Genomic DNA, 24,552 nt, shown 5'->3' with positions numbered 1-24,552 from the left:
TAAACTAGAACCCTTTTTAAAATTTATTTTTAGTTTTCTTTTTTATTTAATACAGCTTCTTTAACTAAAGCAGCCCCAACACTCACTGCACCACCTAGGAAAAGAACAACAATTGACATTAATACCATATTGTATTGTTTCTTAACTGTAAGTATCTTAGTACCCATTGTATAATAAACACTTGTATTAATATCAAGAACAGATTTGTTGAATTGATCATACTCAAGTGTGTATTTTTCTAATTGTTCAATATAAGATGTAATTTCTCTATCAAAGTCCGTTTGACCTGCTACAGCTGGTTTATCTTCATCGTTATAATATTCTTTTAACATTTCTAAATAAACAATAGCATTTTTAAGTTCTACTATTTCTCTTCCTATTGCTTCTGATTCTGTCAAACCAGACTCTTTAACCATTTCAGATAATAGTTTTCTTTCAGCTTGGAGTTGTGCAATTTCAAAATTAACTCTTTTCAATTCAGTTTTTTTATATTCTGGATCCTTGCTATATCTTCCATCAATTAATCTTGTTTTTAAATCATCAATTTTAACTGTTATTGTATACCAATTTATTAATTCTGCTTGTAATTCCGCTATGTTTGAACCATTCATCACAACATCTCCAAATTTTGCCTCGAAACTTGCGTAATTATTAGTTAGAACACTATATTGACTTTTAATCAAATCAATCATATCGAGATAATCTGCATTTTCAATAATTTGTGAGTCTAAGTTGTTAACTACTTTTAAACTATTATTAGCATCTGATGCTCTTTTAATAACTTGGTTGCTTAAAGCAATAATATAATCTTTTACTAATTCTTTGTTATTTTTAAAATACTTAACAGGTAATTTAATTTCATAAAGAACTTGTATAACTTCATTTTGTTTGTTTAGAACTTCATTTCTAGCGATACTAGTACGTTCATCTTTTGATAATGCATCTACATCTAAATCTTTAAATTCATCATCTGAATATTTAGCTTTCTCTAAACTTTCTTTACTGATGATATCTCTAAAATTAAATGGTGTTTTATCAGGATACTGTGCTTGTTCAATATTTAAAAATTTGAATTCTAGTGATGAAGTTGCTACTCCGGTATCTTTATTTAAAAAATACAGTGTTCCAACGCCAATAATAGTGATTGCTAATGTTAAGATAATAATTAAATATTTATTTTTCCATAGTCTATTCCATATTTCTAATAGACTTATTTCTTGTGTTTCGTTATTTTCCATGTTTTTACCCCAATCTTCATTAATAATTGCCTATATTATACCATAGTACTAAAAAATTATTTTTTATTTTTAGGTCTAATTCTAATATATGCAACTTTTTCTTTGTTACTTACTTCAAATAACTCTATTCTTTTAAAGAAAGTTAGAGCCTTCATTCTTTCTCCATAGTTAATAGGATCAAACCCTGGGTATTTTTTTCGTAGTTGATCTGCTACTAAGCTCCAATAAGCCCAACCATTTTCTTCTTCATTTTCTTTAATAATTTCTTTTAAAGAATTAATGATTGTTTCTTTGTCTGTTATTTGAGAATGTCCATTGTTATTTTTGTTAGTTTTTTGTTGTTCACCAGAAATCTTGTCAAGATAATAAAATCTTTCAAATGAGTTAACTAAAACCTCAGGGGTTTTAGATTCTCCCATTCCAATTACATACATGTTGTCTTCTTTTAATCTAATGACAAGTTTCGTAAAGTCTGAATCAGAAGATACAATACAAAAAGCATCTGCTTTATTGCTATATAAAATATCCATAGCATCTATTACTAAAGTAAAATCTGACACATTACCTTTATTAGAAAGATTAGCATATTGTTGAACATAGGTTAAACTATATTTATTAGCATGTTCTTTCCATGCTTTTAATCTTTCTTCTGACCAGTCTCCATAAATTCTTGTATAAGTTATTTTCCCATGTTTGTTTGCTTCATTCATAATAATATCAAGATAGCTTGCTGAAATATTATCAGCATCTATTAATAAAGCAATTTTATAATCTCGTTCTTTCATTAACGATATTCTCCTAAGAAGAATAATGCAATAACGCCTTGTCCAGTATGTGAACCTACAACAGGTCCTATTGTATTAATAACTAATTCTTTAATCTCAAATTTTTCTTTGATTAAGTCTACTAAGTAATTAACATCTTCTATAGAATCCCCATGACCAATATAGACTGTTTGAGGTCCTTTAAGTGCTCTTTCTTCCATTTTTTCAACTAGTGTTTTAAGCGCTTTTTTTCTACCGATAGATTTAGTTCTTGGAATTAATCTTCCTTCGTTATCGGTATATAATACTGGTTTGATGTTTAATGTTTGGGCCACAAATGAACTTACAGCTGAAATTCTTCCTCCGCGTCTTAAATGCTTAATATCATCTACGGTAAACCAGTGACATATATTAGGAAGAGTTTCTAAGACATAGTCATATGTTTCTTCAATTGTTTTTCCTTCAAGTCTTTTTCGTGCTGCTAGAGTAACAATTAAACCTTCACCTAGTGATGCTGACTTTGTATCAATCAACATAATTTTTCTTTCAGGATAAAGTTCTTTTAATTCATCACAAGCAATTCTAGCACTATTGTATGTACCAGATAGTGCACTTGAGAAAGCTAAAACTAAAAGATCTTCACCATTTTTTAAGAAGGGTTCCATTTTATCTTTAAACTCATCTGCGTTTACTTGTGATGTTGTTGGTTGAGCCCCATTTAAAACTTCTTTATAAAATACTTTTGGGTCTAATTCTCTATTATCTAAGTAATTTTTATATTCTTTATTATTTAAATAAAATTTTAAAGGTAATACCTCTAATTGTAATTCTTCTGCTAAATCATGTGGTAGATCAGTAGTTGAATCTGTTATTATTCTAAACTTTGACATACTTTTCTCCTTATTAGTTGAAACTTCTTTACATCTATTTTACCAAAAATACTACTTTCCACCAACCATTAATTGTTTAATGTAAACAGATGGGCTTCCAAATCCAGATAATTGAAATTCTAAATCATTAGCAATTTCTTCTACTTCATTAATCATTTTAAAGAAATTACCTGAAATAACAATCATTTTAACTGGAGTTGTTACTTGACCATTTTCAATTCTAAAGCCACTTGCTTGTAAACTAAATTCTCCACTAATTTCTTGAATACCTGCATGACTTCCTACTAAATCTGTAACGTATAAACCATTATCAATACTAGATATCATTTCATCAAAACTTCTCATACCTGGAACTAAATAACAGTTACTTAATGATGTCCCACCTGAAAATCCATTACCAGTTGGTTCTACATTAAAAATTTTAGCCGTTTTTAAGTTATGAATGAAGCCTTCAAATACACCATCTTTAATAATATTTTTAGTCTTACAAGCAACCCCTTCATCATCAAAGGTATATTGGAAGTATGCATTTTCAGTTAGAGGGTCGTCGATCAATGTTATTTTTTCAGAGGCAATTTTTTGTTTTTCTTTATCTTTTAAAGCTGTTAAATTTCTATAGGCAGCCTCACCGTTAAAGATACCACTAAATGACTCTATCATTTCAGCAAACGTTTCAGTAGAAAAAACAACAGGATATGAACCAGTTTCTAAAGGTACTCCACCTACTTTTTTAACACCTCTTTGAATAGTTTCAAAAGCTTGTTTTTCTGCATCAAAATCTGAAAAAGTTTTTGCTAAAGTCATTTTATATGCTGTTTGAATATCATTATCTTTTTCAAATACTCCAACTGCATAACTATAGGCAACACTATTTTTAGAAGTTAAATTAAGTCCTTTTGAATTGATGATGACTTTTTTCACTGCTGATTCTACATAAACTGTATTTTGTACTTGTTTAACATATTTATTTTCTTTGATTTTACTTTCTAACGTTTTTAACAATTGAATTTTTTCATTAATTGAAATAGTATCAAAATCAAATGTATTTTCTTTTATTACTGGATATTTTTTTGATCCTTCATAAATAATGGCAGGTTCATCGACTGTAACAACTTTAGCATTAGAAATTAATTCTTCTAACATATAGTCAATATTATCATTATTTAAGTTCTCAAAACTAACTGTTGACATTTTATCATTATAAATGCCTTTGATACTGGCAGCTAAAATATCACTTTTTACGTGTTGATCAATTTTACCTTCATATAAAGATAATTTAAGACTTTTTGATTCTACTGCATGAATTTCTAAATCTGTAATTCCTTTTTCTAATCCTTTTTTTATCCATTCTTGATACATTAGTTTTTACCTCCAGATCCACCAACAGTCATTTCGCTTACTCTGATTGTAGGTTGTCCTACATCAACTGGAATACTTCCTGATATAGAACCACACATACCTTGACCTAATTCTAAATTATTAGCAACTTTATCAATCTTATGAAGAATTTCTCCACCTTGACCAATTAGCATTGCGCCTTTAACAGGTGTTGTTAACTTACCATCTTCAATCATATAACCTTCTGTTACAACAAAGTTAAATTCTCCTGTTGCAGGTTGTACGGTACCGCCACCTAATGATTTAGCAAATAAACCATATTTAGTATCTTTAATAATTTCTTCTAAAGTATCTTTTCCTGGTGCGATATAAGTAGAGTTCATACGTGATGTTGGGCTGTATTTATAAGATTGTCTTCTTGCTGATCCAGTTGATTCAGCATTCATTTTTTTACCATTTCTATAATCAACTAAATATCCTTTTAGAATACCATTTTCTATAAGAAGATTTTTTTGAGTTGCTTTTCCTTCATCATCAAAGTTAAGGCTTCCCCAGGCATCTTCAATCGTTCCATCATCATATGCAGTAACAATTGAACTTGCTACTTTTTCACCAATTTTACCAACAAATGGAGATAACCCTTTAGCAATAGCAGTTGCCTCAAGTGGATGGCCACATGCCTCATGGAAAATAACGCCTCCAAATCCATTATGGATTACTACTGGTAAAACTTGTGGAACCATGTCTTTAGCATCTAGTAGTGCCACTGCTTTTAAAGCAGTTTCTTTTGCAATTGTATCAAAGTCTATCACATCAAATAGTTCATAACCCATATGACGCCCTGGACCTTCAAATGCTTCTTGCATCTTATCTTGATCTTTTGCAACTGCCATCATGGTACATCTGGTATATGTTCTTATATCATCTTGGTATATCCCGTTTGTATTGGCAATTAGTACTTTTTGTTCTTTTTCTATCAATCTAACAACTGTTTGTGTAATTTTTTCCGAAGCATCTTGCATAATTTTTGAAAGAGAAACAAGTTTTAAAGCTTTAGTTTCTTTAGGAATAGATCTCATTGGTTTTTTAATAGTATATTTAAAAGGTTTTTTCTCTCCAAGAGGTATTGCCTTTCTTGTTTTTCCATTAAATGAAGCTTTAAGATTATTAGCTAAATCTAAAACTGACTGATATGTAACCTTATTAGTAAATCCATAAACTTCATCGATGCCTAATATGATTCTTACTCCAACACCATGAATATCTGAACTGGATGCTCCTGTGATTTCTTTCCCTATAACAGCGATACTTTGATTTTTACTATCTTCTATAAAAATTTCTGCAAAATCAGCACCTGTTGTTAAGGCTTGATTCAGTATTTCCTGTAACTCAATTTTAGTTAACATATTGTTCTTCCTTTCAATTTTTACTTTTCTTGACTCTTATCAAATTGTAATTGATATAGCCCGTGATAAATACCTTTTTTCTTTAATAATTGTTGATGGTTACCCATTTCTTTAATTTCACCTTTTTGCATCACAATGATTTTATCACTGTGTTGAATTGTTGATAATCTGTGGGCAACAATTAACATAGTTGAAATATTCATCATTTTCTTTAATGACTCTTGGATGAGATTTTCTGTTTCACTATCAATATTAGCGGTTGCTTCATCTAGAATCATTAAACTTGGTTTATAAGCTACTGCTCGTGCAAATGAAATAAGTTGTCTTTGTCCAGAAGAAAAATTATTTCCTCTTTCTAATACTTTATAGTCGTATTGTCCTTCAAGTTCATTAATAAATGTATCTGCTCCAACATATTCACTTGCTTTTTTAGCATCTTCTAAAGTAATATTTTCATCTTTTAGATTGATGTTTTCATAAATACTTCCACTAAATAAGAACACATCTTGTAACATTTGTCCAATTTGTCTTCTTAATGAACTTCTAGTAATATGTTTAATATCTATGCCATCAATTAGAATTTGCCCTTTTTGAATATCATAGTTTCTGACAATTAATCCTAGTATAGTAGATTTTCCTGATCCTGTTGAACCTACAAAGGCAACTGTTTCTGAGGGTTTAACTTCAAATGAGACATCTTTTAAAATCCAATTTTCATTTTCATAATAGAACCATACATTTTTAAATTCAATATGTCCTTTAAATGATTCTAGGTTAATTGCATCGATTTCATCTGTAATATCAGGTTCTGTTTCTAGAACATCAAATACTTTTTCACTACTTGCAAATCCACTTTGTAAGGCATTAAATTGTTCTGACATTTGTTGGATAGGTTCAAAAAATTGACCTACTAATAAATAAAATGTAACAAATGATCCTACTGTAATTAAGCCATTTTCAATAGCATTTTGTCCAACAATGATTGTTAAGACAGTTCCTGACATCGCAAGGAAATATATAAAGGGTCTAAATATCCCAAATATATAAATTTCTGTCATATAACTTTTTGTTAGTTCTTTATTTCTTTTTCTAAATTCATTAATTTTTTTATTTTCTTGGTTAAAGATTTGAGTAACTTTCATCCCAGATAAGTTTTCTGATAAAAAAGCGTTAACATTAGTAACATTAGTTCTAACATTTCTGTAGGCTTTTCTAGAAAAGTTTTTAAATAATATTGCAGAGATAAGAATGAAAGGGAGTAAAGCTGTCACAACTAAAGCCATAAGCCAATTAATGACATAAAGTGTGATTAAGATAACAACTAAATAAACAATATTTCTAATCAGATTGATAATGACATTCGTATACATATCACTAATTGCATTAGGGTCATTTGTCGCTCTTGTTACAAGTTTTCCAATAGGTATTTCATTAATTTGACCTATCGCAAGTTTTTCAATATGAATAAAAACTTCTTGTCTAATTGTATCTGTAATATCGAATCCTATTTTTTGTAAAATTACTTGTTGGTAGTAAGCAACAACTTGAGTAATCAGAACTACAATTACTAAGATAACTGTGGCAATCACTAAAATTAAGTATTTTTGATTGGTTGTTATCGTTTGATTAGACATAACATCTATTGCTAGGCCTGATAAGAAAGGAAATAATAAATCTAGTAAAACGGTCATTGCCATAAAGATAAAGGCACTAATAAATTGTTTTTTGTAGGGTTTAATGTATCTTAAGGTTTTTTGAAGTAACTTTTTATCATTAGTGTTTGTTTTTTTAAAATCTTCATCTAAATTACTTTTCATTATCCATGCCCTCCTGTACCATTTGTTCTAATTCTTGTCTATGAACCATATCTTGATATAAAGCGGATGTTTTAAGTAATTCTTTATGTGTTCCAATAGCACTGATTTCGCCTTTATCTAAGACAATAATTTGATCCATGTTTTTAACTGTTGATATTCTATGTGCAATAAAAATAGTTGTTTTATTTTTTCTAATTTGGTGAAGATTACTAATAATAGCTTCTTCTGTTTTAGTATCCACTGCTGAAACAGAATCATCTAATATTAATATTTGAGGATCTTTAGCAATTGCACGAGCAATTGAAATTCGTTGTTTTTGTCCACCTGATACTGTAACACCGCGTTCTCCTAATACTGTTTCAAATTGTTCACTAAATTCCATAATGTTATCATAAACATCTGATAACTTAGCTGCCTTAACTGCGTTATCTATACTTGGGTTACTAGATGAAAATTCAATATTATTTAAAATGGTATCTGAAAATAAAAAGTTATCTTGAGGAACATAACCCACTAAATTTCTAACGCCTTTTATTGGTAAGTTCATCATATCGTATTGATCAAAGTAAATACTTTCTTTAGGTGCGTTATGCACTCTTAAAAATAAATCTACTAAACTAGACTTACCAGAACCAGTTCTTCCAAGTACACCGACCATTTGTCCTTTATGAATCTTAAAACTCACATTCTTTAAAACTGGGCTATCTCCATCTGGATAAGTAAACGTTAAATTTTTAACTGTTATTTCTCCAGTTAGGTCTAACTCTTCATTAAAAATATCATCTGCATCACAAACGGTAATTTCTTTATTTAAAAATGCTTTAACACGTTTAGCTGAGGCTTGACCTTGGCTATTAATGGACATGAATTGTGAGAGTGCCATAATTGGCCACATCAATGTAAAAAAGAATGTTGTATAGGCTGTTAATTCCCCTGGTGTCATTTTAGATTGAATCAATAAAAATGATCCGATTGTTAAAATAGTAATAATGACTAATGATAAGGTAAAACTGATTGCTACATTGATTTTAGTCATTAATTTAATATAAGATAAATTTTTATTTTTTAAGTCATTACTTAAGTTTTTAAATAATAAAGCTTCTTTAGTTTCTTTCACATAAGCTTTTATAACACTAATACCTGTAAAACTTTCTTGTGTAACATCACTTAGTTTTTCAAATGCTTCTTGTCTAATTTTAAACTTAAGTTCAATTCTCTTTCTTACTAAAATCATATAAACAGATACTAATAATAAAGGGATGGCTGATAGTAACGTCATTACTAAATTCATTACTGCCATTCTATAAATAACAAAGGATGTTAAACATAAACCATCTACTAAACTTAAAAGTCCCATGCCATAAACTTGTCTTACAGCTTCTAAATCATTTGTGAAATAAGTCATCAGTCCGCCAATTTTTTCTTGGCTGTAGTAATCTTGTGACAATTTAGTCGCATGATTAAACATCTTTTCTCTTAGATCAAACTCTATTTTTCTAGATGTTCCAAATAATAAATATCTCCATAAAAAGCGCCCTACAGCAATAATTGAAACTAAAATCATAATTTCAGCGGCTGTTTGATAGATAAATGCTTTATCAATTTGTCCATCAAAATTATCAATAATACTGCTTAATTTTAATGGAATCTCTAATTGAAGCCAATCTAATGTAATTAGTACACCAATTCCAAGTAAAAAATAAATTCCAAATTTAATATAGTATTTACCAAAATGTTTCCCAAATATCATGTCTATACCTCACTTCTATATCTATTTATTATATCTTATTTATATACTTTTTGATAGTATCATTTGTTATAAAAAACGAGATGAATTTGACTTCATCTCACTTTATCTTTATTTTAAGATTGTTTTGATTGTTTTTTCTGCTTTTCTTTTAATTGGTAAATATCTTAATTTAATATCTAACCAATTTTTTCTTACTAAAACTGGTTTATAATGGCTGAAAGTATCAAAGCTATGTTTACCGTGATATTTTCCCATGCCACTATAGCCCACACCACCAAAGCCTAGGTTTTCATTTGTAAAGTGCATTAATGTATCATTAATGGTTGCGCCCCCAAAACTGGTGTTGTTAACCACTTCATCAATATTCTTTTTAATATCTGAAAACATATATAAAGCCAGTGGTTTTTCATTTTTATTAATATAACTGATAGCCTCATTTAAATTATTATATGTCATAATTGGTAAGATGGGCCCAAATATCTCTTCTTTCATAATAGGACTATCTTCTGTTATCTCAAGGATAGTTGGGCTAATTTTACTTTCATTAGAGTTTCCTCCAAATAAAATAGTTTCTCCTTCCATCAACTGCGTTAATCTATTATGGTGTTGTGTATTAATAATTTTAGGGTAATGAATCGCTTTTAAAGGTTCCTTACCATAAAATTGTTCTACAGCTATTTTATAATAGTGAATAAATTGTGCCTTATCTTCTTCTTTAATTAAAAGATAGTCTGGGGCAATACATGTTTGACCTGCATTGATTAATTTTCCAAAGGCAATTCTTCTAGCAGCTAATTCCATATTTTTAACATTATCTATGATTGCAGGGCTTTTACCACCAAGTTCTAAGGTAACCGGTGTTAAATAGTTCGCGGCTTTTTGCATCACAATTTTTCCTACTTTTTCGCTTCCCGTAAAAAAGATATAATCAAAGCGTTGATTAAGTAGTTCTTCAGATACTTTATAGTCTCCTGTTTTGACATCTACTTTATTTGTTTCAAATACTTCTTTTATGATTTCAACAATTATATTTTGAGTGTAAACTGAATATTCAGAAGGTTTAACAACAACATCATTCCCTGCAGAAATTGCGCCAACAAGTGGTGAAAAGATCAATTGAAATGGGTAATTCCAAGGGCCAATAATTAAAACCTTTCCGTATTTTTCTGGAATTTCATAAGCCTTTGAAGGAAAGGTTAATAAAGATGTTCTAACTTTTTTAGGCTTCATCCATTTTTTAAGTTTTCTTAAGGTAATTGATATTTCACTTAAGACAGGTCCTATTTCAGTCATGTAACTTTCTTCATATGATTTTCCTAAATCTTTATATAAGGCTTCTTTAATATCTAATTCTTTTTCTAAAATAATTTTTCTAAGTTTTTTTATTTGTGTGATTCGTATATGATATTCACTCATTTGTAAACACTTCCTATCTATTTAAATTATATCATCTTTACGATATTCTTTCACTATTTAAACTTTTGCGTTATAATATTAAAAATGGAGGAATTTTTAATGTCTAGATTAATTGATCGTTTTATAAAATATGTTAAAGTTGATACACAGTCAGATCCATTTTCAGAAACTGTTCCCTCAACTTCAAAACAAAAGAATTTAAGTAATATTTTAGTAGCTGAGCTACAAGAAATGGGCTTAGAGGCATTTATAGATGACCTTGGTTATGTTTATAGTAAACTACCTAAAAATACAACAAAAGATACTTATTCTATTGGGTTTATCTCTCATGTAGATACATCTCCTGATGCACCTGGTGAAAATGTATCTCCTCGTATTATCAAAAATTATGATGGTTCTCTAATCACCCTTAATGAAACTTATAATATGGATCCTGAACGCTATCCAAGTTTATTAAAAGTAATTGGTGAAGATATTATTGTTACAGATGGTAATACTTTATTAGGCGCTGATGATAAATCTGGGGTTGCAGAAATTATGGAAATGGCTCATTTCTTAGTTGAAAATAAAGATATCGAACATGGTGATATTTATATTTGTTTCACTCCTGATGAAGAAATTGGTAGAGGTGCTGATCACTTTAATCATGACTGGTTTAAAGCTGATTTTGCTTATACTGCTGATGGTAGTGAAGTAGGTGGAATTGAATATGAAAACTTTAATGCCGCAAGCGCTAAAGTAACTTTTACTGGTAATAGTATTCACCCAGGATCTGCTAAAAACAAGTTAATTAATGCATTACATTTAGCGATGGAATTCCATCAAATGTTACCTGTATTTTTAAACCCTGCTTATACTGAAAACTATGAAGGGTTTAATCACTTAAGCAGTTTAGATGGTGAAGTAGAAAAAGCTGTCAGCCGCTATATTATTAGAAATCATGATAAAGAATTATTTGCTAAGCAAAAAAATGATTTTCTAACTATCGCAAAATACTTAAATGAAAAATATGGTTCAAAAGTCATTGATGTAGAAATTAAAGATAGTTATTATAATATGTATGATATTTTAAAAGATCATATGTATGTGGTAGATCTTGCTAAAAAGGCAATTATTTCTACTGGCTTAGTTCCTATCGTTGAGCCTATTAGAGGTGGAACAGATGGTTCAAGATTAACTTATGATGGGTTAATTTGTCCTAACTTAGGGACTGGTGCTTATCATTTCCACGGTAGATTAGAATTCGCTTCTATTAATCAAATGGAAAAAGCTTTTAAAGTGTTAGTTGAACTAGCAAAATTATCTGTTAAATAATAAATAAGGTGATCTTTGTATTAATTTATACAAAGTCCACCTTTTTATTTTGTCATTTCAACTGCTAATTGATCTACTAAATTATTATACTCATTGGTATCATGTCCTTTAACTTTTATAAATTCTATATTTGAGAATCTGTTGATTTGTTCTTCTAGTTCTTCCCATAAATCATGGTTCTTATTTTTTTTCCACCCTAGTGTTACTGTATTAATAACATATGAACTGTCAGAGTGAACTTTAGTTTTAATAGTTGGTTTTTTAATTGCCTTTAAAGCTTCTATAATCGCCTTTATTTCCATTCTATTATTAGTTGTTTGATATGCTTTACCACTATTTGTTTTTTTACTACCTTTATATATGAGTAAGTAAGCCCATCCACCAACAGACTTTTTTGTATCTTGATTATTAGAGCAGGCACCATCTGTATATATTATAATTTCTTCCATTGTATCATTCCTTAAATTTTTTCTTCTAAATACCACTTAAATAAATTCTTATCACTTCTAATATTAAAAGTTTCAAATGACTCATATTTACTTTCTAATTCTGTTTTTGTAATCAACATGAGTTCATCTTTTCTTAGTAATTCGTTATCTAGTAATAAAAGATTGTGGGTTGTAATTGTTAATTGGGTAATCTTAGAAAGATTTTTTTCTAGCAGCTTCTTAATTAATGTAGGATGCCCGTTTAAACCAAAGTCATCTATAAATAAATAGATTCTACTACTTGATGTAAAAAACATCAGATACATCAAAATTTGACGATATCCAGATGATAATTCATTAAAATCATATTGCTTATTTTCTTTATTTATTTTAGTTAAATACACTTTAAAATTATCTTGATCAACAAAAATAATTCTATATAAGTTATCATACATTAAAAAAACAAATTCATCTTTTTTTTCATGCTTGTATTTAAGGGTTGTAACATATTCTAGCCATTTATCATATTGATGGCGCCCGAGTTGTACCCTGATTGTATCTAGTTGTGTTTCTTCATACTTCATCTGTTGAATCGGGATATCAAGTTCTTTTAACTGCAAGATAATCTTATGTTGCTGATGGTATGAAAAATGCCCAAATAAGTAAGGATCTTGTTTCAAATAGACTGTAATGTTTTCAAAAAATTCTATTACATCATTAAAAAAGTATAATTCTTTATAATCTTCAATGTACTTATCTTTCATTTTATTGATTAAAAGATTCTTTCTATCATATTTAAGATCGTATAAATAAGCTTGTAATCTATCTTTAGCATCTGCATTTAAGTCTTTAGAAAAGACATCTGAGTTAACTTCTTTTCTATTAAAGTGAAATTTTTTATTTTTTCTTTCTTGTTTAAACTCATATAAATATTCTTCACCAATTTCTTTTGAGTCTATGTTAAAAGAAATGCCGTATTGATATTGTCTTTGATGAATAAAAAACTCTATTTCAATTAAACTTAATTCTTTTTTTTGTTGTCCATAATAGAAATCTTTTGGTAGTACATTAAGACCATCTTCATATATTTTTTTTAAATAAAACATTATTTTAATAAAATTAGTTTTACCTGTATCATTCTTACCAATGATAATTTTATTTTTAAGTAATCTAGTAGTATGATAGTTTTCTATATGGTTCAAATGCTTTTTTTCTTTAGAAGATAAATAATCTATGGTTTGTTTATTTTTAATAGATAACAAATTTTCAAATGTTATTTTAGCAATCATAAAATCACCTTTTTCGTTTGATATAAACTATTTTATCATTGATGTGCCGTTTTTTCTATTTAAAAATCGTTTTAATCGTTTATTGTTATAAAAAAATGTGTTTACATTGGGTTTATCATACTTTTTACATATAATATACGTGTTAAAAGAGGTGTAACAATGATCGAACTAAACGGTATAACAAAATATTTTATAACTAACAAAGAAAAAGTTTTAGTTTTAGATGATATTAATCTTATGATTGAAAAAAAAGATATCTTTGGACTCGTAGGTCCAACAGGTTCTGGTAAATCAACCCTTCTTAGAATTTTAACAGGGTTTATGTCACCAGATAGTGGCAGTATTGTCATTCAAGATAAACAACTTACTCCTACAACTAAGTATGCTATTGTACGTGAAACATCAATGATTTTTCAACATTTCAATTTACTTTCTAACTTAACTGTTTTGGAAAATGTTGCCTTACCATTAAAATTAAGAAAAGTTTCGAAATTAGAAAGACTACAAAAGGCTAAAGAGGTATTAGGTTTTGTTGGTTTAGAAAATTTTTCTAACGAGTTTATAAGAACATTATCTGGAGGCCAGAAACAAAGAGTTGCGATTGCTCGTGCAATTATTACTCAGCCACAAATTATTTTTTGTGATGAACCAACTTCTGCCTTAGATGAAAAAACTACGTTTGAAATTCTTTCTCTTCTAAAAAAAATCAACGAAGAATTCCATACAACTATCATCCTAGTTTCACATGATATATCAGTGATTAAATCTATGTGTAATAAGATAGCTATTCTAGAAAATGGTCGTATAGAAAATATTATCACAAATAAAATAAGTGAGTTTAAACCCATTTCATACTTAGAGGCATTTAATCATGCTGAATAATCTAATAGAAAAATATGGCAGTATCCTTCTAGAATCCCTAGGAGAAACAGCAGATATGATATTCTTTTCTGCAATCTTTTCTTTCGTTTTAGGTTTACTTGTCGCAATCATCTTATTCTCAACTAGACCCAAAGGAATTTATGAAAATAAAATCATTTACTTTATCTTCTCTTCTTTTGTTAATACCATTAGATCTGTCCCTTTTATACTCTTTATTATTATACTCATCCCTTTTAATCGCTTTATCGTAGGTACCGGATTTGGGGCAAATGCTTCTAAAGTGCCTTTAACTTTAATTGGTTTAGCAACTTTTGCTAGACTAGCTGAGCAGTCTTTTCTTGATGTTAAAAATGAAACTTACGAAACCTCTTATATGTTAGGTGCTTCAAAAATTTCATACTTTAAAGATTTCTTGTTTAAAGAATCTCGCTCAAACATTGTTTTAAATTTCACTTCTACTTTAGTAAGTTTACTCTCATATTCAACTGTTATGGGAACTATTGGTGGTGGTGGATTAGGTGATCTGGCTATTAGAGAAGGTTTTGCTAATTTTAAATATGACTTAATGTGGATAATTATTATTGTCATGATCATATTAGTACAAGTAACACAAGCAGTTGGTAACTTAATTGCACGAAAAATTGATAAAAGATAAATGAAAAGAGGAAAACAATTATGAAAAAAGTTTTATCAGTTATTTTTACAGCAGTATTCGCTGTTCTATTAGTAGCATGTAATAAGGATTCAAAAGAAAACACCTTGACAATTGGTGTAGATTTTTACCCTATGGGTGATTTAATCGAACTCATCAAAGATGATTTAAAAAAAGATGGCATCAAAGTTGAAGTTAAAAAAATGGGATATGCAGCCCAAAATAAACTTTTACAAGATAAAGATTTAGATGCTAATATGATCCAACATAAATTCTTTATGGAAGACTTCAATAAAGCTAATAATGCTAAGTTAGTTAAAGTAATGCCTATTTATTATTCTAACTTCTCTTTATATTCAAAGAATTATAAAACTATCGCTGAAGTTCCAAATGGCACTGATATTATCATCCCAAGTGATAGTGCAAATATTACTAGATCAATCTATCTATTGTCACAAGCAGGATTACTTAACTTAGAAGGTTTAAATCCTCTAGAAGTAACTTTAGATCAAGTTAAAGCTTCTTCTACAATTAATCATAAAGGATTAACTTTTACAATTCATTCAATTGTGACTGCTCCTACTTTATATAATGAAGATCAAAGAAATAGTCTAGCAATTATGTATCCAACTTATATTAAAGCTTCAAAACTTGATTTAGAAAAAGAAATCTTATTTGGAGAAGAACTTGATGATACTTCAAAAGAATTTGGTATTTCATTAGTTGCTCGTGAAGACAACAGAAATAGTAATAAAATTCAATTACTAGAAAAACATTTAAAATCAGATAAAGTAAGACAATTCTTAATTGATAATTACGCTTGGGCAAGCACTCCAGCATTTTAATAAAACGAAAGGGACTATTAAGGTCCCTTTTTTTATAAATTCTTTTTCTCACGTTTAATTTCATACATAGACGCATCCGCTTCTTTGATTAATCTAAGGATATCTGTCTCTTGTTCATCGTGTGTGGCATAGCCTGCACTTAAATCAATTTGAAACTCTATGGTATCTATCATAACTATTTCTTTTGTAATTCGATGTAATTTTAATAGATTATCTAATACATCATCTTTTTCATAGACATTTTCTAGATAGACAATAAACTCATCGCCACCATATCTAGCAACTAAGTTATTAGAATATACTTGGGTCAATCTGGCTGAAAGCTCTAATAAGACTTTATCACCAATTAAATGACCGTAGTTATCATTAATTTCTTTAAAGTTATCCATATCAATAAATAAAATAGTCCCTTTTTGTTTCTTAGTTTCTAAAAGGTTAGTAACGGCTCTTATAAAGTTAGTTCTATTAGAAATGCTTGTTAAAGGATCTTTTTCTAAGGCTAATAATAAACTCTTATTAGGTGAATCAAACTCTGATAAGTCTTTATAAATAGCTACATAGTGTGAAATTTGATTCTTATTATTCCTAACAGGCATGATTTGAAGCCATAGAGGAAAAGTTTCTCCTGTTTTACGTTTATTCCAAATCGTACCTTCCCAAGAATTTCCTGAATCAAGTTTTTCCCACATTCTTTTGTAAAACTGACTGTCGTGTAGGTTAGACTTCATTTTCCCAACTTTGGTTCCTATAAGTTCATTTGCTGTATAGCCACTCATTCTGGTAATAGAATCATTGACCCAAAGTGTAATATGATCTTTAGAAGATATTAAGACACCATCAACAATGTTATTTATAATTTCTCTAAAAGTTGATCCATCTTGATATCCGAAGATATCTTCGCTTTGATATTCATAGTCTAATAAATATCCTATCAGGTTATTATCAACTTTTAGCATAGACACTCTTTTGTTTAAAATGACTAAATTGCCTTTTTTAGTTTTCTTTAAAACTCTTTCAGTTTGGTTGTGCTTAACACCACATTCTTTTACTTTTTTAACTTCTAAATTTCCATCTAAAAATATATAAAAATCATCCCAAACTTCTTTTTCAAAAAGGTCTAAAAAAGCTTTTGAATAGTCAATCGGATTAAAGTTCTTATCTAACATAATTAGCATTTCACTTGTTGTTTCATATCTTTGTTTCAAAAAGTCTAAATCTATTTTTGAATCATTTTTTTCTATAAGTATGAGCATATAAGGATAGTTTTCATCTTTAGTATAGATGAAAGTCCCTACATACTTCTCTTTTTGGTATTCAAAAATACTGACTGAATCATTGTTATCAATTGATTGAGCCAAGTGTTCACTGATGTCTGATACATTGAGATTGTTTTCATCAATATTTTGGCTTTCTTTAAAAAGAAACAAAGCTTGTGTATTGATCCAAACTATCTTTTTTTTCTTCTTATCAACAACTATTTGTGGCATCTGATTTTCACTTAAAAAAATGTAATTCTTTTTTATTAACTCTTCAGAAATTTGAAAAATTTTTTTCATTCATTCACCCATTGTTATATCTTTTCATCTTCTAATGTATATATAATTATAACATATAAGTATGCATTTTATTTCATTAACATTATGAGTCAATAGTAATTTAGCTATCTGTGTCAGCTATTATTTTATTTTATTTAGATATTTTTTTGTTTTTTACAAATTTATAAAAAAACTCTCCTTATTTAGATTTTTAGCATCTAAAGGAAAGTTTTATTTAAACTTATTTTAAGGTCTATTTGGGTTCCATTCTATCTTATATTCTTTCCAAATAGTAAAGTCATTTCCTGGGCCAACTTTACCTGGATCTTCTAATGCTTCCCAGAAAGAGCCATCAAAAATAACTTTATCACCTTTTTTATATTCGTTATATATTCTCCAATATTCGGTTAATTCTTGCCAGTTACTACCAATGATTCCTGGTCTTAATGTACTTCTTGTATTATCTTTTCCAGTCCAAACCCACCATTTATTATCTTCATAAATATAACTGAAAATCGTTTGTTCTAAGTTATTTCTATAGTTATTAATTGGGTTCCATGTTTGAGTAGCAACCTTCCAACCATAAGAAACACCAGGTATATCATTTTTGCTAGATGGGGTATCATAAACCCAAACATATGTAAGATTATTATAGTTAACAAAATCAAACTCTTTATATTGTGTATAAGGACTATACTCTGATGTTATTTCTTTCCATTTGTATGATTGAGTTGGTTCAGTTTGATTAGAGTCTTCAAGTGATACAAAATATTTTTTAGTTTGATTTACCTCATAAGATACTACTTGGAATTTTTGATAGTTAGTATTTATATCGTATACATTTGCTTGATTCAAGTTCAGGTAAATAAACCCTTTATAATCTAAAATACTAGGTTCTCCCCATACATTATTACTTGCTATGTAATATTGATTTTCATATTTCACAATGTCAAATTCTTTGTATGTATTAAACTGTACAAACTCAAAGTTATTATCTAGTTTTCTCCAACCATTTCCACTTTGCTCATCAATATTAACTCTGTTATCATCTTTAATTGATATCCATAAATTTCCATTATGCTCAACAATATCGTATTTAGCGTATCTTGCCTGTTTCCATTGGGTTGTCACATGAAACCAGTTTGACCATTCATCTTCAGGGTTGCCACCATAATTATCAGCTGTTAGAACGTAAAGTTCTTTTCCCTTTATAATGTAATCACCTTTTTTGTAGTATCTATTTTCTTGATTATAAATACTCCAAGTTTTATCTAATCTAGTCCATTGATGTGATTTTCCAGGCTCCGATGCATTTTTTTGCTCACTTTGCCAGAAAGCATCTTTATAATAGACAATAGTTCCAACATCATATACTATATTAGATTGCCATTTTCTTTCCATACTAGCCCAAGCCCAGCTAGTCGTAGTTGGGTTAGCACCTCTGCTATCAGTTAGTGCCTTCCAGTATGTTATTTTACCTTTATCATCTTCGTAGTAAACAATATCTTTTGACTTATATTGAGTTTCGCTATCCCAAAGATTGACTATACTAGGGCTATAAACAATATGTTCTTGAGCCCAGTTTTCTTCTGTAACATTTTTTGTATAACTGATTGTTAAAGATAATATATTATTTTCAATTTGATAAGTAAAATCTAAAAAGTTAGGGATTTCTAAATGTAGGTGATATGTTCCATTTGTAAGTTCAATTCTTTTATTTTTAATTTTATCAGTCCATATGTATTGCGTGTTTTTTAAATCTGCCTTATTACAAAAATTAATAACAACCGCATCATATGGTGTAGAAATACCTTTAAACTTTACTTTTACATCTATTATTTGATCTTCGCTAAAGCTAAGCTCTTTAGCATTAACAGTCCCCCAAGCTTCTTTTCTATTTGCTTGTATCCCTGAAACAATTAAACTAAATCTTAGTTTTGCCCCATTATTAAATGCATTTTCATTATCTAGTGTGGCTTTTGTGATAAAAGGAAAAGCCATTGAAGTATTTTTATTCACCATATCTTTATAATAATGGTTCCCATACTGGTCAATGTTTTCTATTTCATTGATCTTTAATGGAGTTTCAGTCTCATTAGTTTTAGTTTCATAGATTGGGTTTGCTATATCATAATTAATATTTGAGTTTGAGTGAATGACTTTATCATTAATAAACCATTCAGTTACAACCTTAACTTTCACATAAAGGTTAGTAAATGCACTGACAGTAAAGTCAACTTTCAAACTTTCAAGTTCTTCTTTAGAATTAATAATGACTGCATAGTGATTTTCATCATAATTTTTTTCATTATTATAAACAACCATTTCATCTTTAATAGTAACTGTCATTTTAGTTTCCATTAAATTTTCACTTTGTAACATAATACTATATTCTAGCGGTTTAATTACAAACCACGCAAAAACACCAATAGATGTTAATAATAAAAGTAGTCCAGCAATCATTAAAAAAGTTAATTTTCTCATTTGGCAATACCTCCTGTAACTTTAAGAATGGTACGGTAAACAAGGGAATGATAGATTGTTTTATATTCTTCTTGAAGTTGTGTATGGTTACCCCAAACAGCTATTGTAATTTCTTTTTCTTCTTCAGGCTTTAATTTAATTCCTGCATAATTATATTCATTAATTTTTTCAACCATTTTTAAATCTTTATTTTTATTTGAAAGATTATCTAATATATATGATGTGTTTTCACTGTGTACTAAATAAACTAATCCTTCTTGTGGACCTGATGGTCTTGCATTTGGTTCTTCTTTTTTTACAACTAAATCTAGAAAAACTGTTGTCTCTAAATGAGACTGATTTTTAACTTTAATGTGCACTTCAGTTGCTAATCCTGAAATAAAATTACTATTTTCTTCTAGTTCTTTTTCATTTACATAAACTAAATGTTTATAAGTAACATTATCAAAAATACCTTCAAATTCTTGCGTAACATCAATTCTAACGCCATTTTCAACACTTCCTGAAATACTAGTTGAACCGTTTGACTCTACCTTAGTAAACCAAGCAAAAACTGATACTGACATACTTAGTACTAAGAATAGTAAACTTGTTAATAAGATAAATGTTTTTTTCATATCTTTGCCTCCTTATAAAGTAAAAAACCAACTGTCTTAAACTTAAAAATTAAGTTCAAGGCAGCTGGCTACCATATTAAAGGCCCTATAGCTTTGCGTCATTATCTTTCGATAACTTTGCCAATGTAGGTATATTATACTATATTTCTAGTTATAATTCAAGTTTTTCGATTTCTTCTAACTCTTTTTTAACTTCTTTTTCTAATTCTTTTTTGTATTTTTCTTCTTGTCTTTTTTTAAGATGTTTAATTAATTCGTGTACTTGAATAATAAATAATATAAAAATAATGGCAATCACAAATAAAATGATATTTCCTGTTTTATTAAGTAAAATGTTTCCTAGGCCAAAAAGATTAGAATGCCCAATAACTTTTCCTAGTATTTGATTTCCTTTAATATAATCTTCTTGATAAGCATCTGTTCTTTTCTGATCACTTACATGATTATTAGTTCCTTTAGTTTCAAATCCATTTGAAGTTATATTAATAATTTCATGGACAATGAGTCTATGATCATATTTACTTTCATAGACAATGATATCTGTTAATTCATACTTTTCTTGTTCCTTATAAAGAATATAAGACCCTTTAGGAATTTCTTGTTTCATAGAGTCACTGACAACTAATGAATAGCGATAACCAAAAATAGGAATTGGTTTTTTTCTAGTTAAAGAGATTAAATTAAATATCAAGAATATCACTAAAATGATAAGTAGAGACAATGAAATTAGTTTTAATATTCTTTTCAAGCCTAGTTTCATTTGACTATTCTCCTATTTTTTTATTTTTTTTAACTTTTCTTTTTGTTTATCTGTTTCTTTTTTTAGTTTTAACTTGTTTTTCTCTTTTTGTTTTCTTAATTTTTCTTTTTGTTTTTGCTTGATATTAAGCAATTCTTTACGATATTTTTCTTTTAACTTTGCAATTTTTTTATCTAGTAATAACGATTCTTGTTTAAAATTTTCTATAAATGGTTCATTTGACTGTTCTTTAACTTCAGTTAAAGCACTATTTTGTAAAGTTTCATATTCTGCTTGAATCTTTTTTTCAAAGTTAATAATAGATTCTAAGTCTTTTTGTTTTTGTTTTCTATAAATTTGAATCTTTTCATATTTATCTTCAAGTTCAGATAACTTTTTGTTTTCTAAATCATGATTATTAATACCTATTATGACATTTTCATTTAAATTGGAATTAAGATTTTTAAAGATAATTTGATCTGTTATTTCATTTAGTCTTTTAACTGATTCTTTAAATCTTGTCGTATTTTTTTCTTTGCTTGTTACCATTTTACCAAATTGTTTAGCGAGTTGATATAATAAATACTCATTGGAATCTGTTTCATCTATTTTAATAGGGGCAATTTCTTTAGGTTTTTCAATATAATCTACTGTTTTTAAGTGTGTTTTATAAGTTTTTTCAACAGGATTATAATATGAAATATCACTTTTATTATCATGTAAAAAATATGTAGAAAATAATTGCAATATATTATTTAGAATATGTTTTTGATAAATCGAGTCTATTTGTTTTTGCTTATTAGTAGTAAAAACTTTATATCCTAATGTTTCATATTGATCTAAGAAAAGCCATAATTGATATGCATTTTTATAATCTGGATTTTTTAAGATAATTTGAGTTTTCATAATAGGAGCCACTACTTGTTTTTGTCCCCTTAATAAACTCATAAACTCACTATTTTTAAGACCATTAATAAGTTTATATAAGTGTTTAGCTCTTTGTAAAATGCTAGTATTAACGTCTGTCTTCTCATAGCCATTTTTACTGATTTCAATTGAGATCTCATAGTCTTGTTCATCAAGTTTCATTTTAGAATGATGCTTAAATGTATCTTTTTCTAAACTTTGATAATTACTGATAATTTCTAGTCTTTTTTCAATAAAAAGTTGTAATTTATCAATTAAAGTCATAATCATTCTATTTTCATAAATACCATATTCAATTTCTGAATGGTTAACTAGTATTTTTTTAGGAATCACATAGGGTTTTACTTCTTTAATATATTGTGTATGAGAAGCTAAATGTCTTACTGATTTACTATCAATTTTTTTTGCTTTTTCAATGATTGTGATATCTTCTTGATACTTTAAATTCGATTTTAATGTTTTTGTAATTTTTTCAAGGCTAGGGTAATATAGTTCTATTTTAGATATCCACGATTCATCAAATTCCTTAGTTTCAGAATAGTGGTGGAAAGATGTCTGATTTATTCCATCTGAAAATGCTTGGTAAAAAACACTAGGGAAGTCTGTTTCTATTTCTAGTTTATTTAAAGCACTTATTAAGATGTCATGAAATAGTTCTACATCATATCGTCTTTTCATTTTCTAATTCTCTCTGATATATTCTTTAATCATTTGTTTAGTTGTTAAAAAGTTGTCTTTTCCAAATAGTTTATCTAGGTATTTAATTAAATTTTCTAAATCTTTTTGTAAAAAAGCTAAATTAAGTGTTTCAAATTTACGGATTATTTTTCTTGAGACTAAATAATCAAGCCCGTCTATTTCATCTTTGCCACAGGCAACATAAACAGGAATAAATTCTTTAATCTGTTTCATAATACGATTACCAAATGTTATTTTAAACTTACTTGAAATATATTCATCAAGTAAATTAAGATTTTCTAATGTCTTCATCTCAATTGGATAGTCTTTTTGGGCTTTAGTGAATAGTTCATTTAAATATTCATAACTCATATGGATATTAGCAGTAGGCTTAGCATCAATAAATTTAGCCTTATCATTCATTTCTATTGAGGCAGCTCTATCATAAACTTTATCTGTGATTGTAAAGGTAGAATCATCTTTATTAGCAGTTCCTACAAACCAAATATTTTGTGGTAATAAAAGTTTGCCTCCTTTAAGATGGATTGGATCTTTTGAGTTTTGATCAGCTGTCACATCAATGAGCCATTTTTCTTTTGCTGGTAATTCTAATACTGATAGAAAATCAGCAAAGTAATATTCAACTCTTGCAAGATTCATTTCATCTAAAATAATAAAGTTAATATCTGTTCTATAGCTTGCTTCATAGATAGATTTTAAGAAATCTGTTTCATTAAATTTTTTAGTAAATTCATTCAAGTAACCAAGTAACTCTGTTCTATCTCTCCATGAAGGTTGTACAGATATCAGTGATGCATCGTTATTAAAGAATTTACCAAATGCGTAAGGTAAAGATGTTTTACCAGTTCCTGAGATACCTTCTAAAATCATTGTTTTAGAAGTAGCCATGCCTGCTATAAAAATAGATACAGTTTTTTCTGTATAGTATAAATTCAGTTGTGAGGCAGAAAAATTAATAAATCGTTTAACGAGCTCATTTAAATTAATCATATCATCTTCATGCATGTTAGTTTGCATAATTTTATATTGATATGTTTCATCTACTTCTATTAGTTTAACAAATCTTGAATCTTCTGTATGATCTTTTTTTTCATCTTCATTACTATAACTGATGAGGGTACTTTGTATGCCTTTATGAGGCGCTAAATCTGTTTTAATAGCTAGAATAGCATTTTTTTCATTAGTTACATTAATAAGAGTTTTATTAAGTTCATTAATTTCATTTAATAATAAATCCTTGTCAATTTCTTTTTTTGTAAATCTAATATATTTTTTTAAGTACTGAAAAAGCAGATAGAAAAAAGCAACTATAAAAATAATATTAATAATTAAAACAATAAAAGCTGTTATCCAACTTACTATTGTAAAATTACTAGATGCATCAACAAAACTTTTAAATGCATCTGATGGAGTTTTAATGAATACATTAACGAAAAACTGATAAATGCCTTTAAAGAAGTCAATAAAGCCTTCACCAATTTTTTGGAGAATTTCTATATACCAACGTGAAAATTCTTGCATA

The 24,552-nt window shown here is 28.2% G+C and carries 20 protein-coding genes and 1 riboswitch; of the genes, 4 read left to right on the top strand and 16 right to left on the bottom strand.

Going from position 1 to position 24,552, the window contains the following annotated elements:
• Positions 1-29 precede the first annotated feature (29 nt).
• From BN854_RS02845 to BN854_RS02810, 8 genes are all read right to left on the bottom strand, one after another.
• On the bottom strand, positions 30-1,238 hold the full coding sequence (locus BN854_RS02845) for a Wzz/FepE/Etk N-terminal domain-containing protein (RefSeq protein ID WP_026657745.1): 1,209 nt from the start codon (positions 1,236-1,238) through the stop codon (positions 30-32).
• Positions 1,239-1,294: 56 nt separating this feature from the next.
• Positions 1,295-2,023 carry an NYN domain-containing protein gene (locus tag BN854_RS02840; RefSeq protein ID WP_026657738.1) on the bottom strand — a complete coding sequence of 243 codons (729 nt, stop codon included), beginning with the start codon at positions 2,021-2,023 and terminating at the stop codon, positions 1,295-1,297.
• Positions 2,023-2,892 (bottom strand): DegV family protein, encoded by an 870-nt coding sequence (locus BN854_RS02835; protein WP_026657731.1) that lies wholly within the window; start codon positions 2,890-2,892, stop codon positions 2,023-2,025. The genes BN854_RS02840 and BN854_RS02835 overlap by 1 nt, the downstream gene beginning before the upstream one ends.
• 51 nt (positions 2,893-2,943) lie before the next feature.
• Positions 2,944-4,251: a TldD/PmbA family protein gene (locus BN854_RS02830; protein WP_026657724.1), complete on the bottom strand. Its 1,308-nt coding sequence runs from the start codon at positions 4,249-4,251 to the stop codon at positions 2,944-2,946.
• Positions 4,251-5,636 (bottom strand): TldD/PmbA family protein, encoded by a 1,386-nt coding sequence (locus tag BN854_RS02825; RefSeq protein WP_026657718.1) that lies wholly within the window; start codon positions 5,634-5,636, stop codon positions 4,251-4,253. The genes BN854_RS02830 and BN854_RS02825 overlap by 1 nt, the downstream gene beginning before the upstream one ends.
• 20 nt (positions 5,637-5,656) lie before the next feature.
• Positions 5,657-7,453: an ABC transporter ATP-binding protein gene (locus tag BN854_RS02820; RefSeq protein ID WP_026657711.1), complete on the bottom strand. Its 1,797-nt coding sequence runs from the start codon at positions 7,451-7,453 to the stop codon at positions 5,657-5,659.
• Positions 7,443-9,203, bottom strand: a complete 1,761-nt coding sequence (locus BN854_RS02815) for an ABC transporter ATP-binding protein (RefSeq protein ID WP_026657704.1) — start codon at positions 9,201-9,203, stop codon at positions 7,443-7,445. Before BN854_RS02815 ends, BN854_RS02820 begins: the two co-directional genes overlap by 11 nt.
• Positions 9,204-9,311: 108 nt before the next feature.
• The gene (locus tag BN854_RS02810; RefSeq protein ID WP_026657698.1) at positions 9,312-10,619 is read right to left on the bottom strand and encodes an aldehyde dehydrogenase family protein; all 1,308 of its coding nucleotides are present in this window, start codon (positions 10,617-10,619) and stop codon (positions 9,312-9,314) included.
• Between the two features lie 99 nt (positions 10,620-10,718).
• On the opposite strand from BN854_RS02810, the gene pepT reads away from it, so the two are divergent.
• Positions 10,719-11,933 (top strand): peptidase T, encoded by a 1,215-nt coding sequence (gene pepT, locus BN854_RS02805; RefSeq protein ID WP_026657695.1) that lies wholly within the window; start codon positions 10,719-10,721, stop codon positions 11,931-11,933.
• 44 nt (positions 11,934-11,977) lie between these two features.
• Here pepT and BN854_RS02800 read toward each other — a convergent pair whose 3' ends face one another.
• Together BN854_RS02800 and BN854_RS02795 are read right to left on the bottom strand one after the other, a co-directional pair.
• Positions 11,978-12,382, bottom strand: coding sequence for a ribonuclease H family protein (locus tag BN854_RS02800; RefSeq protein WP_026657689.1), 405 nt, complete (start codon positions 12,380-12,382; stop codon positions 11,978-11,980).
• An 11-nt stretch (positions 12,383-12,393) separates the two neighbouring features.
• The gene (locus BN854_RS02795) at positions 12,394-13,650 is read right to left on the bottom strand and encodes an AAA family ATPase (RefSeq protein WP_026657683.1); all 1,257 of its coding nucleotides are present in this window, start codon (positions 13,648-13,650) and stop codon (positions 12,394-12,396) included.
• 159 nt (positions 13,651-13,809) lie between these two features.
• Between BN854_RS02795 and BN854_RS02790 the strand changes: the two genes are divergently transcribed.
• The 3 genes from BN854_RS02790 to BN854_RS02780 are packed head-to-tail and all read left to right on the top strand — an operon-like array spanning position 13,810 to position 16,029.
• Entirely contained in the window at positions 13,810-14,532 is a 723-nt protein-coding gene (locus BN854_RS02790; protein ID WP_026657679.1) for a methionine ABC transporter ATP-binding protein, read from the top strand.
• Positions 14,522-15,187, top strand: coding sequence for an ABC transporter permease subunit (locus BN854_RS02785; RefSeq protein ID WP_026657672.1), 666 nt, complete (start codon positions 14,522-14,524; stop codon positions 15,185-15,187). The genes BN854_RS02790 and BN854_RS02785 overlap by 11 nt, the downstream gene beginning before the upstream one ends.
• Positions 15,188-15,207: 20 nt before the next feature.
• On the top strand, positions 15,208-16,029 hold the full coding sequence (locus BN854_RS02780) for a MetQ/NlpA family ABC transporter substrate-binding protein (protein WP_026657664.1): 822 nt from the start codon (positions 15,208-15,210) through the stop codon (positions 16,027-16,029).
• Positions 16,030-16,061: 32 nt separating this feature from the next.
• Here the strand turns inward: BN854_RS02780 and BN854_RS02775 are convergent, their stop codons facing one another.
• From BN854_RS02775 to BN854_RS02750, 6 genes are all read right to left on the bottom strand, one after another.
• A complete protein-coding gene (locus tag BN854_RS02775; RefSeq protein ID WP_026657657.1) occupies positions 16,062-17,585 on the bottom strand; it encodes a diguanylate cyclase domain-containing protein in 1,524 nt (507 codons plus the stop codon).
• 225 nt (positions 17,586-17,810) lie between these two features.
• Positions 17,811-20,048, bottom strand: coding sequence for a hypothetical protein (locus tag BN854_RS02770; RefSeq protein WP_026657651.1), 2,238 nt, complete (start codon positions 20,046-20,048; stop codon positions 17,811-17,813).
• Entirely contained in the window at positions 20,045-20,665 is a 621-nt protein-coding gene (locus BN854_RS02765) for a hypothetical protein (RefSeq protein ID WP_026657645.1), read from the bottom strand. The genes BN854_RS02770 and BN854_RS02765 overlap by 4 nt, the downstream gene beginning before the upstream one ends.
• A gap of 56 nt (positions 20,666-20,721) precedes the next feature.
• A riboswitch (cyclic di-GMP riboswitch) is annotated at positions 20,722-20,797 on the bottom strand.
• Positions 20,798-20,816: 19 nt separating this feature from the next.
• On the bottom strand, positions 20,817-21,425 hold the full coding sequence (locus BN854_RS02760; RefSeq protein WP_026657638.1) for a signal peptidase I: 609 nt from the start codon (positions 21,423-21,425) through the stop codon (positions 20,817-20,819).
• 12 nt (positions 21,426-21,437) lie between these two features.
• Positions 21,438-23,009, bottom strand: a complete 1,572-nt coding sequence (locus BN854_RS02755) for a hypothetical protein (protein ID WP_026657631.1) — start codon at positions 23,007-23,009, stop codon at positions 21,438-21,440.
• A gap of 3 nt (positions 23,010-23,012) precedes the next feature.
• Positions 23,013-24,551 (bottom strand): hypothetical protein, encoded by a 1,539-nt coding sequence (locus tag BN854_RS02750; protein WP_026657624.1) that lies wholly within the window; start codon positions 24,549-24,551, stop codon positions 23,013-23,015.
• Position 24,552: the final 1 nt, after the last annotated feature.

This window comes from Alteracholeplasma palmae J233 (genome assembly GCF_000968055.1).
Lineage (GTDB): Bacteria > Bacillota_I > Bacilli_A > Acholeplasmatales > Acholeplasmataceae > Alteracholeplasma > Alteracholeplasma palmae.
The sequence above is the reverse complement of the archived record's forward strand: the minus strand, read 5'-3'. Positions and strand labels throughout refer to the sequence as shown.